Genomic DNA, 15,943 nt, shown 5'->3' with positions numbered 1-15,943 from the left:
GTAATAAATAGCCTATACATGACTATATTGTATCATAAAATTAGAATACATGACCTGATTGTATCTTTAAATCAACAATAAAAATAGAATATAATGATACATTTTAGTCATATATGATAATTTAAGGATACAATTCAGTCATCTATTTGAAATTTTGTTACATTTTAGTATATATATGACCGAATTGTATCATAGATTTTTAAAGGTTTTTATACAATATGGTCATGTATAAATGAAAAATCACGATAATAAATCACGGGAGACCAGAAAACATGGGAAGTGACAATACACGACTTAGATGTAACATTTCTTGAAAAAATATCAAAAAGTATTATACATTTCACTCAGATAATGTTATAATGGTCGCGTAAGAATGATACAATAAGGTCATTTGAACAATACTTTCTATAAAAAAGGTATAAAAGGATGGATACAAAACTTAGTAGTCATAAGCGAAGTACAAAACAGATAATCATTCAGGCCAATACCCTGATCGAATCTGCGTCCTTCTTTTCCAATTTAATGGAGGCCAGACTGTTTTATATGGCATTGGCCAGCCTAAGACCCCAGCTGAAGGCCGGGGAGCCAACAGAAAATAAGGTGGTAAGTATCCCTTCGGTGGATGTCATCAAGATGTTTGGTGGCAACAACGTGTATTATTCACGGCTGAAGGGCTTTTGTCGTAACCTTCAGGGCATTCAGGTAGAGCTGCAGGATAATGAGGAAAAAGGCAAGCTGGTATCTGTAGTGCCATTCCCTAAATTTGAGTTTGATAAGGCCAAGGGTATGCTTTCCATAGAGCTGCACAAGGATTTTGCTCCTTATGTATTGGAGTTGGCTGACAAGCCATATACCCAGATCGCTGCCAGCTCAATCTTTTCATTGAAATCAACCCATTCCATCAAGCTGCTGGAGCTGCTGCTGCAGTACCAGGGCATTGAAAAGTTCAAGACCTCCGGGGTTATTGAGCGTAAGTTTACCCTGGAGGAATTGCGCTTCTTCATGGGTATTCCTGAGGATAAGTATTTGAATGTATCAGTTTTTATCCGCTCGGTTATTAATTATTCCATAAATGATATAAACGAGCATACTCCATATTTTATTGAATACGAAAAAATCAAGCCAAGCCGCACCATTACCGGCTTTAAGTTCTTCCTCAGCAAGCAGGAGGATGCACCAAATCTTGAGGATAATCTCACGGTGGCGGAGGATGATCTGGTGGATATTCTCCTGAAATACGGCATCGGCAAGATAGTGGCCAGACGTCTCATCAGGAGCTATTCTGCCCAGCGCATCAAGGACAATGTCCAGTACACCCTGACCCAGCATGGGGTCAAGAATATCCCCGCATATATGCGGAAGGCCATTGAAAACGATTACGCCGGCAATGCCAAGAAGGCGGCCATGCAGTTTGATCTGTTCGAGCAGCAGAAGCAGTCCGGCAGTGCCGATAGTGCTAGGGCCTGTGAGGACTTCCTTATTTCCCGCGGTATCGGTGAAATGGCCCGGGAGCTCATTATGGCCAAGGCCACAGCCAGTGAGATGGATGATGATGTGGTGGATAAGCTGCTGGGTGATATTGACAAGCAGCAGTTTATGGAATGCTACCAAAAGGCTGATTTCTCCAGCATGATGGATGCTGAAGAAGCAATAGATGACCTAAATGTATCAGAGTTTGAGGATGACGAGGACAAGGATACATTCGAGGCCCAGGATGCTGCCATTCTGGAGGCTGTGGAGGACGTGCCTGAGGCTAAGGTGGCTCATGTTGAGGAGCATGCCAATTCCCATAAGGAAGCCCTGAAAAACCAGCTGGTGCTTACTGTATTGGTCAATGGCCAGAAAATCAGCAAGGAATTCCTCCAGCAGTGCCTGGATGCCAAGCTCAATATTTCCGAAATTCAGAGTATTGTGGGCAAGACATCCATTGCAGATATTCTGGAGTAATCCACACAGTCCACAGGCTGCCTGTTAATAACTCTGCATAAACACTTGGTAAGCTGTGGATTTATGTGATTAAAATTTAATTATTTAATACAAAAAAGGACCCGAAACCTTACGGGTCCTTTTATTTTGGCCTGTGAATAAGTAACAGGACAAACTTTTATACAATTAGGTCATGTATTGTTATTCGTTGTCAGAAATAATGTCGTCAATTGTGGTAGAGTTCGCCTGTACCTCAGCAACAATTTCCTCCGGTACAGAGGAAAGATTTCCACCGTGGGCAAGGCACATCTTGTAGTATTTGATAGCCCCTTCCCTATCCCCCAGCTTTAAGCTGTTGTAGCCGATGCGACGATAGTTTTTCTCCTTGTCAGGCTGCATGGCAATTGCCGTTAAGGCAGCTTCATTGGACAGAGTGTAATTGCCGGCCTGCTGCTGATAAAGAGCCATATTGGTGTACAGCCAGTAGGTGTCATTAATGGAATTACTGTTGGCAATGTTCAGGGCCTTCTCGTTGAATTCAATGGCCTTCCGGGAGTACTCATCATTGAAGGAATCATGCTTTTCCTTGTAATCGTCATTAAGGGCACTGTAAGCACGGGCCATGTTGCCGTTCTGAATATAGCTGTTTGGATCAGCCGTGAGGGCCTTTTCTGCCTCCTTGAAGGCCAGCTTATTGAGCTCCATGTCAAGGTAGCTGTCGCAGTGAGCCCTGTAGGCACCGGCATTTTCCGGAGCCATGACCTCAGCCTTGTGGGCAGCAATCTTGTCATTGCGCTCCTTTTCAGCCTGCTTCAGCTTAACCTTGGTGTTACGGTGCTCCTTGTCAGTGACATCCAGGGAGTAAGCGTTTTCAAGCATGGTCTGGAATTTGGCGGCAAGCTCAGCATTGCTCAGGGCATCCCTAAGGGTATCATAGGCCCTGTCGTTTAAAAAGTCCTTGGAGCCAAAATTCCAGGCATAGGCTGAATGATAGTCGTGAATACCCTTGCTTATGCCGCCGGCAATAAGGTAGGCATTTTCCCAATCCTCAAGCCCATTGCCCTCGGTGGCGGTCATTAAATACTGTCCGTCAATATATACTTCATTGCCGTTTTTAACCTTTACGTGATTGTAGCCGTATTCCTCCATGCGCTGCTCAGCCTGATTAAAACGCTTCTGGGAAGCCGGATGGTCATATACGCCAGTGAATATTTCCGTTAAGATTCCGCGGTTGGACTTGTCCATCTGGGCCATTCTGCAGGTTTCAATAGGAAATCCTCCAGGATTGAAGCCTGCACTGGCAAGCAGATAGAAACCGGATTCGTCAGCATCAGCCTCGGAAATATTGGAGGTATTCTTTATGGTAACATAATTCGTAAGATAATTTGACAGGGTTGCCTGAATATAGTCCGCATTCATGGTAAGGAGGCCTGCACCGTACTGATAAAGCACCTGCTGGGCTGCATCATTTGCCATGTGCTGGTGAAGGCCGTGAATCATTTCGTGGGCCAATACGCCAGCCAATGCGTCATCACTGGTGAGATCCTTTACCAGTGCACTGTTTACCTCAATGTAGTCAGTTGGATAACAGCCGGCGTTCCATTCATCACTGTTGATTACACGCCATCTGAATGGAAGGCTGTTGGGCTCCATGGCATAATTACCACGGTCGATCAACTGATTTAATACCCGTGAAACCCGCTCATTATGCTCTACATCAGTATCAATACCGTTTTTTGATATTGAGGAATCCAATGTGGATTGCTGGTTTTTGGGGCTGTTGCTCCAACGGAGTATCTCATATCGAACTGCCTCGGATTCGGCAGTTGCCTGGGATACTGTTCCGAGAATGCTGCCCACAATATCCCAGCCACCGGCCTCAGCCACAGAGGAAGCTCCCATAGGCGCCAGTGACAGGGTACCGGCCAGAAGGCCTGTGGAAATGGTATACATAACCTTTTTTCGTAAATCCATTTTATTCAAAATCATCACCTCATTTAATTTTTCCAGGATTCATCATACCATTATTTATGGAGAAAATCATCCTCAGAGGTCATTATCTTTATAAATAATAGAAGAGGGATTCAATTCTTTTTTTTGATAATTTCACATTAGTGGGACTTTCAATATATTAAGTTTTAGCTTTCAACTAAATTTCAGAATAACTTGCTATAGTTTAACCATGGACAGTGGCCCATGGGTCATTGTCAGGTATCACAGCTATATAGGAAGCAGAAGGGAAGTGAAGCTGTATGGATACTGGTGAAGTCTGTAATTATATTAAAAAAGTGAGGAAGTATTTGAGAAATTCTAAGATTAACGATTTATCACGGATGATTGAAATCACCAAGATGGACAACCTGGGCAAGGGGAAAGCCTTTCTCGTAGCCGGTGTTGTGGCCTGGTCTGCATTTACATGCAGCTTTGGTAATGTAAATAGTGCGGCGGCAGCCCAGCTCGCCCTTATGAGCAGCGGCGCCACTGTATTGACTGAAGGAATGCGTCTCGGGGGCGTGCCATATCGCAACAGAGATGGTGAAGTAGTGGTTTCCGGCAGTGCTTCAGAGAATGATAACATTCTGGAGGGCTGTCAGCTGAGGGCTCAGGTGGCCTACAACATGGCCAGGGCCAATGAACCCCGTATCACCATGGATATGCTGGATATAGCCAACAGGCTGGGCACCACCATGGAGGGGCTGGAGTATTCCGTAAAGACCGCCTCCAGCGTCAAGAGCAAGATTGACCGCAAGACCAACAAGGCTCTTGAGGCCGGCGAAACACCAAAGCAGGATTTTGAGTATGTTTCCGAGACCGGGGACCTGCTCCGTTATACCGAGGTAGTCAACCATAATGAGATGGCGGGCAAGGTTCGTGCCACCGTGTCACTTCTTGAGGAAAAGGGGTATACACTGGATGAAATCGACAATAAGTACCTCAACAAGGACGGCCGCTACAAGGCAGTTCATATAAATGCCACCAGCCCGTCCGGCCAGCCGTTTGAAATCCAGGTGCATTCCCAGGAAACTCTGGCAGCCAGCCGTACTACCCATGAGATGTACGAGGAGTGGAGAAAGCCGGAGACCAGCGCTGAGAGAAAAGCCGAACTTTTCTCAGCCATCAAGAGCACCTATGACAGCCTGCCTGAGCCAAAGGATATAGGCAGCCTGGCCAATTACAAGAAAGCTGTATAGATATATATAAACAGCTAAATAATACTAAATAAACAATAATAAAATATTAATATAATGTTAAAATAATATTTTATTAAACTTACCCAAAAGATATTAACCTATTTTTGATAAACCCATAAGACCTTCCTAGGGGAAACGCCCGCCATGTAAAATGGCGGGTGTTTTCTATTTATCCGAAATAATCAGCAGGATTTTTATATTTATATGCAGAATACATGAAAATTAAGACAAACGGAAAATCTCCAGTGATTGTGAGGTGGTTTTGAATGGGTGCTGAACAGATAAAGAAGCTCAAGGAGATTATTGACAAGAGCCGTTCCATAGTATTTTTGGGAGGAGCAGGAGTTTCCACCGAGTCCGGGATTCCGGATTTCCGCAGTGCCAAGGGGCTATATAATCGGAAGCTGAAGCAGAAATTTTCCCCGGAGGAAATGGTTTCCCACACCTTTTTGGAGGATCATCCAAAGGAATTCTTCGATTATTACAAGAAAAATCTGATTTATTTGGATGCCAAGCCAAATAATGCCCATAAGGCTCTGGCAAAGCTGGAGGAAATGGGGAAGCTGAAGGCAGTGGTGACACAAAATATTGATGGACTGCATCAGATGGCCGGCTCGAAACGGGTAATTGAGCTGCACGGCTCAGTGCATCGGAATTTTTGTGTTAAATGCCATGCCACCTATGACGCAGAATTTGTAGTCAACAGTGAGGGGATTCCTACCTGTCCTAAGTGTGGCGGCATGGTTAGGCCTGATGTGGTGCTTTACGAGGAGGCCCTTAACCGTCAGGACCTGATTGATGCGGAGGAGGCCATTTCCAAGGCAGATACCATGATTGTGGGGGGAACCTCCCTGATGGTTTATCCGGCGGCCAGCCTGGTAAGGTTTTTCCGTGGCATGAACCTTATAGTGGTAAACAAGACTCCTACTACAGCAGATGAATGGTGCGACCTTGTGATTCATGACGCTGTGGGGAAGGTTTTCAAGGCCTGCGTGCTGTAAGATAATTGTAAAATAATTGTATTTTAACAATAAACAAACACTTATATAATATTTATATAATGTTTTAAAAATGTTAAAATGACTTTAGAGGAGACAGTCAGCGTGCAATATATTTCTTTTTTTGATTCCCCTTTGGGAAAGCTGTATCTTACTGCTGATGATGATGGCCTTACAGGCCTGGTATTTGAGCAGGATGAGGGGAATCAGCTGCCCATAAATCTCAAGGATGTAGAATTCAATGATGAACAGCCGGACATAATGGATGCAAAGCTGTGGCTGAGCCTTTATTTTGCTGGGAGCAGGCCTGATTTTACTCCCAAATTATCCATGAAAGGGTCAGAATTTCGCATGGATGTGTGGGATGTGCTGAAGGACATTCCATACGGGGAAACCATGACCTACGGTGACATAGCCAAGCTGGTGGGGGAGAGAAGGGGCACCAGGGCCTCAGCCCAGGCAGTAGGCGGGGCCGTGGGGCATAACCCCATAGCCATTATTGTTCCCTGTCATAGGGTCCTGGGGGCAGGAAAGGCCATAACCGGCTATACAGGTGGCTTGGACAAAAAGAGATTTTTGTTGGATTTGGAAAAAATAGTGTACAATGAATAAGAAGGATATATAAAGACGCACCTCCGGGGGAGAAAGCTTTCCGGGGGTGCGTGTTCTATGAGCGGGTGATAGTGTGGAACAAAGTTATTACATATTGGATGGAAAAAACAATCAATGGGTGGAATGTGAGGACGCATGGGCCCAGGATGATATAGAAAAATATGGGCTCAGTATAATCAGCAGTGAAATGAGTGATGAGGAAATCAGTGAGGTTACAGCCAATAAGACTTCCAATAATCTTTTGGCCTATGTGGACGTCACAGATTTTAAAAACAGATACAGCTGTGCTTATAAAAAAGCAGCCGCCAGATGGCGGGTACAGCTGTATAAGCCCCAGAAAACAGCCATTATACTGGTAGACGTATTCAATGTCATGTGGGATGACTATCATGGGATACAGCTTAACAGGAAGTCCAGCAAGCAGTATTCCCTGAGGCTGGATTATGGCAAATGGAGATATATGGGCATTCCGGCTGTCTCGGACAAGGTAGAATCCGGGGGAAATAATTTTATTTATAAATACGACTGGACGGATAACGGCTTTGATTTTTCCGTTGATATTCCCCAGCTGGTTATTGATAAAGTAATGGCCTTTTTGCAGGAGCTGGCGGGGGAGGAGTTTGGCTTTGTGCCCACCATACCGGCCAATATGCCCCCAGCCCGTTTATTAAAATATTTTACTCTGTACCCTCTGGATGTAAATGTGGGCTGGTATGTGGATATGTTGGGCTATGATTTTGCCCAGCAGGTTCTCAGAACCAATGACAGCAATTTTGAAATAATCTGTGATTACCTTGATTTGCCAAAGACAAAGGGACTGCAAAAGGCCTATCGGGAAAACGGGTTTGTCCTGCTGATATGTTATTTTCTGAAGCAAATTGGCATCACGGATGTAAATATGTGGTCACTTTTTTATAATGTAGACAGACTGGCTGGGAAAAATCCTGATATTCTGGGAGTTGATCGGGTCGGTACCATATATTCAAAAAAAGTAGATTATTATAGCCGTGGGTGGGGGAATCTTGATAATTATCATATTAGATCCTGGTGGAAAAAGCAGGATAAGGAAACACAAGCTGCCTATGATTCCCGCTATGTGGGCTGGCAGCTGCTTTATCGGTGGTTGATGGAAAAATGGGAGCCTCAGAAGGTGGCGGAAATACTCCGGGGGGCATTGCTTATGAATGACCAGCATGTAAGGGACTGTCTGTACATGTGGTTTAAGAGCTATGTCAATGATGAACTGAAGGATGATTTCGTTCAGGCCATTTATCGTTATGGCTTTTCCAAGGAAACCCATGATATATGGACGGCAGAGGAACGCCGCATGTATCAGCTTCAGGCAGAGCAGCGTCGCCGGGAGGAAAATGCCCGTCACAAGAGCTACATGGATGTGGAATTTACCATGACCAAGGGTGATCTCATGAAGGAGGAGGAGACTCCCCAGGGCAGCTTCAAGGCGGCCCGAAGCGGCAAGGAGCTCTTTGAGCTGTCGGAGAAATTCCATAATTGTGTATTTTATCTGTATACTGAAAAGGCCAGCCGCAAGGAATGCACCATATATTATTTGGAGCAGCAGGGGGAGCCTGTGGCCTGCATTGAAGTGTCCAACGGTGCTATCCTCCAGGCCCTGGGGGATCATAATCACATCCTTACTGGGGAAATAAAGGATGCGGTGATAGATTGGAGCATAAGAAACAATCTGGAATTCAAGCCATTGCAGTAGCACTGAGATGACAATTTTAAAACATTAAAAAAATGCTTAATAAATGATATAAAACTATTTATTAAGCATTTTTATTGCACTTTATTAAGTATATGAAAATTAAAGGGCGTACATGTGATTAAGTGGGCCGGAGCCTTTTCCCAGATCAAGGCCATCCTTTAGGGCACCGGTAAGATATTTCTTGGCTCTGGCAATAGCCTCCGGCAAATCATAGCCCAGGGCCAGATTGCAGGCAATGGCAGAGGAAAGGGTACAGCCGGTGCCATGGGTGTTAGGATTATCTATATGCTCCTGGCGGTACCAGTTGATTTCACCGTCATAGTACAGCAGATCCGTGGCAGTGGTGGTTAAGTGACCACCTTTTATGAGAACACCGCCGTAGATTTTGCTGCCGATAATTTTGGCGGCTTCCTCCATATCCTCCAGGGTCTTGATTTCCATATCAGCCAGCACCTGGGCCTCAGGAATATTTGGAGTTATAACGCTGGCAATAGGCAGCAGCAGGCGACAGAGATTATCTATGGCCTCATCCTCCAAAAGCTTGGAGCCGCTGGTGGATACCATCACCGGGTCAACCACAATATTCATGGCCCCGTAATCCCGCAGCTTTTGGGAAATTATCTGAATGATGTCGGGGCTGGAAACCATGCCGATTTTAACGGCATCTGGCGCTATGTCCTCAAATATGGCATCCAGCTGCTGACCAACAAATTCTGCAGGAGCATTGTGAATAGCCCGTACCCCGGTGGTATTCTGGGCGGTCAGGGCCGTAATGGCACTGGTGGCAAAGAGCTTATGGGCAGTAATGGTCTTAATGTCAGCTTGGATTCCTGCCCCCCCGCTGGAATCTGAGCCGGCAATGGTCAATACGGATTTCATGGTTAAACCTCACTCTCTTTTGGGACAAATTTTTCCTATCCCAATATCACATTTCTAAGTATAGACCGACGGATGGGCTCTGGCAACATGATTATTTAGTGATTTCAGCAGGATTTAGGAAGTCCATTGGCGAAATAAAAACCAAGGAATTATATTTATGGAGGATTTTTGTAATGAAAAGTGTAATGGATGAAGCCTTCAGGAAATATGGCCGGGTTATGGACATGGAGGTTTCTGAATTTATAACGGAGGTAGAAAAGCTGCCGGAGGCACCTCAGGGGGAAGTATTGTATGAAGCCTCTATACCAGAATTTGAAACCACCAAGCTGTTTCTGAAGTTTATGGACGAGGTTTATGGGGGAATGCCAATAGAGTTTGGCTGCTGCTACGGCTTCAACGATAAGCTCAATGGGCTGGAATACCATCGGGATTCGGAAATCAATATTGCCGGAACGGACATGATTCTCATGGTGGGGCACCGCTGGGATATTGATTATGAGGACAATTCCTACGATACCTCCAAGGTGGAGGCCTTTTTCGTACCCAAGGGCACCGTGGTGGAGATTTATGCTACCACCCTGCATTATGCCCCATGTGGTGTAGACGGCAAGGAGTTCCGCAGTGGTGTGGTACTGCCGGGAGGCACCAATGAGGCCCTGGATGTGGAACCGGAGGCCAAGGGTGAGTCTGCCATGCTCTTTGCCATAAACAAATGGCTGCTGGTACACCCGGAAAGTGGCGAAAGCGGACGGGTAGGAACCCTGAAGGGGAAGAATTTAAGTCTGCAGGATTTTGAATAGGTTTGCTGTAATAGTAAGGGGGAATAAATATGTGCAAGATTTTAGTTCCGGTTGACGGCTCCGAAGAGTCTGAGAAGGCCGTAGAGCAGGCTGTACGTCTGGCCAAGCTGGAGCCCGGCTCCTTAATATTTTTCTACGTGGTAAACATTCAGCAGGCCGCCATTTCCGTTCATCTCTGCCAGGAAATCATTGATTCCTTGACGGAGGAAGGAAACCGTATTTTAGGGGAGATCAAGGAAGGACTTCCAGAGGGCCTGACCTGTGAAACCGTGCTGGATGTGGGTATTCCTTATGAGAAAATTGTGGACTACGCCACTGACAATGCCGTTGACCTTATCGTAATGGGCAGCCGTGGCCTGAGTCTGGTGGAAGGCATCCTGATGGGCAGTGTAAGCCGCAATGTGCTGGAGCAGGCACCTTGCTCTGTATTAATTGCAAAATAACAATTTTAAAACAATATTTTAGTAATTAATAAATATTAAAATAGCGTTAAATAAATAATAATTAAATGTTCTAAAAAAGGCAGGGGCTGGTGGCTATAGCAATTAGCTCATGGGTCGTTAATAAACTGTTTTGTCCGTACCTTAATATTAGTGGAAAAAATCATTTGTTTGAGCGACGCGAAGCTAGTCCTATAAGGGCGACGCGAGTTATGATTTTTTACACTATATAATCGGACAAAAAGTTTTAGGCCCATGAGTGGCGCTATAGACAGCAGTCCCTGCCTTTTATATTTTTCTACTTTATATGTTTATTATTAAAAATGAAGCTTGTTTTTGATGCGTTCTACGGCCCGCAGGGTGTTTTCCCTGTCACCAAAAGCTGTAAGGCGGAAATAGCCTTCACCGCATGGTCCAAAGCCGGCACCTGGGGTACCCACAATATTTACCTCTGTCAGGAGCTTGTCAAAGAAGTCCCAGGATGGCATATTGTTTGGAGTCTTAAGCCAGATATATGGAGCATTTACGCCGCCATAGGCCTCAATGCCGGCAGCTGCAAGGCCCTCACGGATAATCCGGGCATTTTCCATATAGTAGCCCACCAGCTCCTTGACCTGCTTCTGGCCCTCTGGAGTGTAAATAGCGGCAGCACCCCGCTGGATAATGTAGGCAGTGCCGTTGAACTTGGTGGTATGACGGCGGTTCCAGAGCTTGTTGAATTCCACTGGCTTGCCTTCCTTTGTAAAGCCCTTAACAGCCTTAGGAATTACGGTATAACCGCAACGGGTTCCGGTGAAGCCCGCAGTCTTGGAGAAGGAGCGGAACTCAATGGCCACTTCCTTGGCACCCTCGATTTCATAAATGGAACGAGGCACATCAGCTTCAGTAATATAGGCGGCATAGGCAGCGTCAAAAAGGATAACTGCCTTATTTTCCTTGGCATAATCCACCCATTTCTTCAGCTGTTCCTTGGAAAGGGTGGTACCGGTAGGATTGTTAGGGCAGCAGAGATAGATCATATCCACCGGCTCCTTGGGAAGCTCAGGGGAGAAATTGTTGCTGGCATCACATGGAAGGTAGGTAATACCTTCAAAATGACCGTCCTCCTTGATTTCACCGGTGCGGCCTGCCATAACATTGGAATCAAGGTATACAGGATATACAGGGTCAGTAATGGCTACCTTGTTATCAGTGCCGAAAATCTCCTGAATATTGCCGCAGTCACTCTTGGAACCATCGCTGACAAATATTTCATCAGCAGCAATCTCAATGCCACGACCTACATAATTGGTCTGTCGAATGGCTTCAATAAGGAAGTCATAGCCCTGCTCCGGGCCATAGCCACGGAAGGTTTCGGCCTTGGCCATTTCGTCTACGGCCTTGTGCATGGCCTCAATGCAGACAGCCGGCAAAGGCTGGGTAACGTCACCAATGCCCAGACGGATAACATCAGCCTCAGGATGGGCTTCCTTAAAGGCAGCCACACGGCGGCCAATTTCTGCAAAGAGATAGCTTCCCGGTAATTTTAAATAGTTTTCATTTACTGTAGCCATACATACACCTCATAAACTTTCTATAACGTGATATAATGTATTATAACATTTTTATCATATTATACCATATTACTATGCAATTTCAATAGATATTTTTGAAAATTATTATCAATTTCTCCTTAAAACAAGAGATAAATCACGAAATGAAATAATACGGAAAATGTTTTATTTAAAACAGAAAAAAGTTGCACCATTGAGTTATACTAAATAAGGAATTAAGATATTAGGAGAGATTGTTATGAAGAAAATTGCTATTTTACGTTGTTTAAAGACTTCTGCCGCCTGTGCCGGGACCGGGTGCCTCCGGGCCTTCAATGAGCGCAGCGAAGGCTTCAAAAAATATGCCGGTGAGGATATACAGCTGGCGGCCATGTGGACCTGCAACGGCTGCGGAGACAGTATGCTGGAAGATCAGGAGGGCATTGAAAAGAAAATAGCCCGCATGGCGAAAAACGGCATTGATGCCGTGCATCTTTCCCATTGCACCAGCAAGAAAAATGCCGATGAGGTGCCGGTGCTTTGCCCAACCATTAAAAATATCAGCAGGCGTCTGGAAGCCGCAGGGGTAGCAGTATACGACGGTACCCACGGCCAGCACGCCACAGGAGAGCGTTTAGTTATCGAGTAATAGAGGATTATTCCTATGGACAGAATTATAATGCACGTGGATATGGATGCCTTTTTTGCTTCGGTGGAGCAGCTGGACCATAAGGAATACCGGGGCAAGCCCCTCATAGTAGGAGGCATTGGGGGCAGGGGAGTGGTCTCCACCTGTTCCTATGAGGCCAGAAAATTCGGGGTTCATTCCGCCATGCCTACATCCAAGGCAAGGAAGCTGTGTCCCCAGGGCATTTTTATCCAGGGGAATTATCCCCGCTATGCTGAGGTATCCCAGCAGATTTTTGACATATTTGACCACTATTCACCCCTTATAGAGCCCTTGTCCATTGATGAGGCCTTTCTGGATTTGACAGGCATGGGGCGGCTCATGGATGATCCCCTGCAGTATGCCATGAAGCTGAAGCAGGAAATAAGGGAAAAGACAGGCATAGTTGCTTCTGTGGGAATTGCCCCCAATAAGTTTATTGCCAAGATTGCCTCGGATCTGGACAAACCCGACGGGCTGGTAGTGGTGGCGAAGGATGAAGTGCAGGACTTTCTTGATCCGCTGCCTGTCAGGAGAATTTGGGGAGTAGGGGCCAAGACCGCGGCTTTACTGGATTCCATTCATATAAGGACCGTTTTGGATTTGCGCAAGCTGGATTATCAGCGGCTGCGGAATATGATAGGGGAGAAAACCGCCCAGCACCTATATAATCTGTCCCGTGGTCTGGATGAACGGCCGGTGGCCCCACGGGGCCGGGCCAAGTCCATTGGCAATGAAATCACCTTTGGGGAGGATATTCAGACCGCAGAGGAGGCCCTGGAGGTGCTGCTGCAGCTGTCTGTCAAGGTGGGCTGGCGGCTGAGGAAGGCCGGCTTCAAGGCCAAGACCATTCAGTTAAAGCTGAGGACCCGGGATTTTACCACCTATACCCGCCAGAAGCAGCTGTTTGAGCCATCAAATTTCGATAATGATATTTTCACCGCCATCAAGGAGCTGTTTCAAAACCTCAACATAACCAGAAATATCCGCCTGCTGGGAGTTTCCACCAGCGGCTTTGGGGAAATGGAGGCGGTGTCCTTATTCCACGACGAGAAAAAGGACAAGCTCTATCAGGCCATTGACGGTATAAACAGCAAATTCGGCAAGCTGGGAGTAACCCGGGGCAGCCTCATAAAATGAAGACTTATTCAGGTGGAGTTTTATACTCCATCTGAATTTAGTCGAATTTTACCCATTGCTTTACGGGTGCTTAGCTCTGCATAAGCGATTATCACACAATCAGCAAGCTGCTTGTGGATACCTGCTTAACTCCCGCCTAAGAGGAGGGAGTCTTAGCAACCGTTAGCATCGGATAAAAAATAAAATGCTGGAATCTGCTACGGGATTCCAGCATTTTTTAAATGTTATTTTAATGCTTAAATAGTATTATTTTAGCTTTTGGAGGACTCCTTTTTCTCACCAGGAATATCCATTATGGCGGTAGCACCCCTCTGGCCGGTGCGGATGCGGACAGCATCAGTAAGCTCATATACAAAGATCTTGCCGTCGCCGTAGTTGCCGGTGCGCAGGACCCTCTGGGCAGTGTCCAGAACCAGATCCACAGGAACCTCACATACCACAGTTTCGATTTTTACCTTTGGCACCAGATTTATATCGTACTTTTTGCCACGGTATACCTCTTCATGGCCCTTCTGGAGGCCACAGCCAAAGACCTGGCTAACAGTCATGCCCAGCACCCCGATATCATTCAGGGCACCCATAAGGTCGTCCAGCTTGTTGGAACGGGTAATAATTTCAATCTTGGTCATTTTCATAATATCACCTGTCCTTTCTTACGCCTTGTTGGCATTGGCCTGCATTACTGTGTTGGCCAGCATTTCACTGGAATCCTCAAAGCTGCCCATAATAGGGGAGCCACCCAGGATGGAACGGGCATAGCCACGCTCGCCGTGCTCCACGATATCAAGGCCGGTAAGCTCCTCAGCCTCGGAGACACGGGCCTCAGTAACAAGGGTAACCAGCTTGTACAGGATACAGGTGCCTACTACTGCCAAAGCGACAGCTACACCGATGGAAATGACCTGTGCAATAAAGAGATGGGTATCACCATAGTAAAGGCCGTTGGCACCATCAGGATTAATCTCGGTGGTAGCCCAGATACCGGTGGCCAAAGCACCCCACATACCGCCAATACCATGTACGCCGAAAGCGTCAAGGGCATCATCGTAGCCCAGCTTTTCCTTGAGAACTGCCACAGCGAAGTAGCAGACAACACCGCCTACAAGGCCGATAATAACGGATGGCAGTGGAGCCACGAAGCCTGCAGCCGGGGTAATGGCTACAAGGCCGGCGATACAACCGGAAGCTGCACCGAGGATGGTAGGCTTGCCATTCATCTTCCACTCAGTAACTACCCAGGAAAGAGTTGCCGCAGCCGCTGCTGCCTGAGAGGTGACGAAAGCATTAGCGGCTAAGGCGTTGGCGCCAAGAGCACTGCCGGCATTGAAACCAAACCAACCAAACCACAGAAGTGCTGCGCCCAAAACAGTCATAGGAAGATTATGAGGAATCATGGCGGTGCGGCCGTAGCCAGCACGCTTACCAAGGAGTATGCAAAGAGTCAAACCGGAAACACCGGAGAGAATGTGAATTACCAGACCACCAGCGAAGTCCAGAGCACCAAGCTCGGCCAGGAAGCCACCGCCCCATACCCAGTGGGCCATTGGGTTGTAAATGAAGATAGCCCAGAGAAGAATAAAGAGAGCAAAGGCAGCGAACTTCATGCGCTCAGCAAAGGCGCCGGTGATAAGGGCTGGGGTAATAACGGCAAACATGCACTGGAAGGCTACGAAGGCCAGCTCAGGAATAGTGCCATTTTCCAGGACATTGAGGCCAACCCCTACGAGGCCAATCTTGTCCAAAGCACCAATAAAGCCGTTGATGTCGGTGCCGAAGGTCATGGCATAGCCGATAAGCACCCATTCCACGGAGATAAGAGCCACAATGAAGAAGCTCTGCATAATAGTTGTAAGAACATTTTTACTGCGGACCATGCCGCCATAGAAGAAGGCCAGTCCAGGAGTCATTAGAAATACCAGGGCTGCACTAATCAGTACCCAGGCAGTATCGCCAGTATCGATCATAATTATCATTCCTTTCCAGAAAATTTTGGATAATGGTATTAGTCCTTTGCCAAATAGAAAAGGCGGCC

14 protein-coding genes are annotated in these 15,943 nt (G+C 46.4%); 9 read left to right on the top strand and 5 right to left on the bottom strand.

Annotated elements, in window-relative coordinates; translation table 11 throughout:
* The first annotated feature begins 426 nt into the window (after positions 1-426).
* The gene (locus tag D081_RS08115) at positions 427-1,947 is read left to right on the top strand and encodes a replication initiation protein (protein ID WP_085023687.1); all 1,521 of its coding nucleotides are present in this window, start codon (positions 427-429) and stop codon (positions 1,945-1,947) included.
* A 180-nt stretch (positions 1,948-2,127) separates the two neighbouring features.
* Here the strand turns inward: D081_RS08115 and D081_RS08110 are convergent, their stop codons facing one another.
* The gene (locus tag D081_RS08110; protein WP_158087606.1) at positions 2,128-3,900 is read right to left on the bottom strand and encodes a M48 family metalloprotease; all 1,773 of its coding nucleotides are present in this window, start codon (positions 3,898-3,900) and stop codon (positions 2,128-2,130) included.
* Between the two features lie 326 nt (positions 3,901-4,226).
* Here D081_RS08110 and D081_RS08105 point away from each other — a divergent pair, with 326 nt between their 5' ends.
* From D081_RS08105 to D081_RS08090, 4 genes are all read left to right on the top strand, one after another.
* Positions 4,227-5,117, top strand: a complete 891-nt coding sequence (locus tag D081_RS08105) for a hypothetical protein (RefSeq protein ID WP_143272165.1) — start codon at positions 4,227-4,229, stop codon at positions 5,115-5,117.
* A 266-nt stretch (positions 5,118-5,383) separates the two neighbouring features.
* The gene (locus D081_RS08100) at positions 5,384-6,118 is read left to right on the top strand and encodes an NAD-dependent protein deacylase (RefSeq protein WP_085023684.1); all 735 of its coding nucleotides are present in this window, start codon (positions 5,384-5,386) and stop codon (positions 6,116-6,118) included.
* 102 nt (positions 6,119-6,220) lie between these two features.
* On the top strand, positions 6,221-6,727 hold the full coding sequence (locus D081_RS08095; protein ID WP_085023683.1) for a methylated-DNA--[protein]-cysteine S-methyltransferase: 507 nt from the start codon (positions 6,221-6,223) through the stop codon (positions 6,725-6,727).
* Positions 6,728-6,800: 73 nt separating this feature from the next.
* Entirely contained in the window at positions 6,801-8,453 is a 1,653-nt protein-coding gene (locus D081_RS08090; protein ID WP_085023682.1) for a PcfJ domain-containing protein, read from the top strand.
* 99 nt (positions 8,454-8,552) lie between these two features.
* Here the strand turns inward: D081_RS08090 and thiD are convergent, their stop codons facing one another.
* Positions 8,553-9,332 (bottom strand): bifunctional hydroxymethylpyrimidine kinase/phosphomethylpyrimidine kinase, encoded by a 780-nt coding sequence (thiD, locus tag D081_RS08085; protein ID WP_085023681.1) that lies wholly within the window; start codon positions 9,330-9,332, stop codon positions 8,553-8,555.
* Between the two features lie 173 nt (positions 9,333-9,505).
* Here thiD and D081_RS08080 point away from each other — a divergent pair, with 173 nt between their 5' ends.
* Complete coding sequence (locus tag D081_RS08080) at positions 9,506-10,132, top strand: DUF4867 family protein (protein WP_085023680.1); 627 nt, start codon at positions 9,506-9,508, stop codon at positions 10,130-10,132.
* Positions 10,133-10,161: 29 nt separating this feature from the next.
* On the top strand, positions 10,162-10,575 hold the full coding sequence (locus tag D081_RS08075; RefSeq protein ID WP_085023679.1) for a universal stress protein: 414 nt from the start codon (positions 10,162-10,164) through the stop codon (positions 10,573-10,575).
* A gap of 314 nt (positions 10,576-10,889) precedes the next feature.
* On the opposite strand, the gene D081_RS08070 is transcribed toward D081_RS08075, so the two are convergent.
* Positions 10,890-12,125 carry an LL-diaminopimelate aminotransferase gene (locus D081_RS08070; RefSeq protein WP_085023678.1) on the bottom strand — a complete coding sequence of 412 codons (1,236 nt, stop codon included), beginning with the start codon at positions 12,123-12,125 and terminating at the stop codon, positions 10,890-10,892.
* A 238-nt stretch (positions 12,126-12,363) separates the two neighbouring features.
* Between D081_RS08070 and D081_RS08065 the strand changes: the two genes are divergently transcribed.
* A complete protein-coding gene (locus tag D081_RS08065) occupies positions 12,364-12,753 on the top strand; it encodes a CGGC domain-containing protein (RefSeq protein ID WP_085023677.1) in 390 nt (129 codons plus the stop codon).
* A 15-nt stretch (positions 12,754-12,768) separates the two neighbouring features.
* The gene (locus tag D081_RS08060) at positions 12,769-13,911 is read left to right on the top strand and encodes a DNA polymerase IV (protein ID WP_085023676.1); all 1,143 of its coding nucleotides are present in this window, start codon (positions 12,769-12,771) and stop codon (positions 13,909-13,911) included.
* 251 nt (positions 13,912-14,162) lie between these two features.
* On the opposite strand, the gene D081_RS08055 is transcribed toward D081_RS08060, so the two are convergent.
* On the bottom strand, positions 14,163-14,546 hold the full coding sequence (locus D081_RS08055; protein ID WP_198941974.1) for a P-II family nitrogen regulator: 384 nt from the start codon (positions 14,544-14,546) through the stop codon (positions 14,163-14,165).
* 18 nt (positions 14,547-14,564) lie between these two features.
* On the bottom strand, positions 14,565-15,875 hold the full coding sequence (locus tag D081_RS08050; RefSeq protein ID WP_085023674.1) for an ammonium transporter: 1,311 nt from the start codon (positions 15,873-15,875) through the stop codon (positions 14,565-14,567).
* Positions 15,876-15,943: the final 68 nt, after the last annotated feature.

Source organism: Anaerovibrio sp. JC8, from assembly GCF_002100115.1.
Classification (GTDB): Bacteria; Bacillota; Negativicutes; order Selenomonadales; family Selenomonadaceae; genus Anaerovibrio.
The sequence above is the reverse complement of the archived record's forward strand: the minus strand, read 5'-3'. Positions and strand labels throughout refer to the sequence as shown.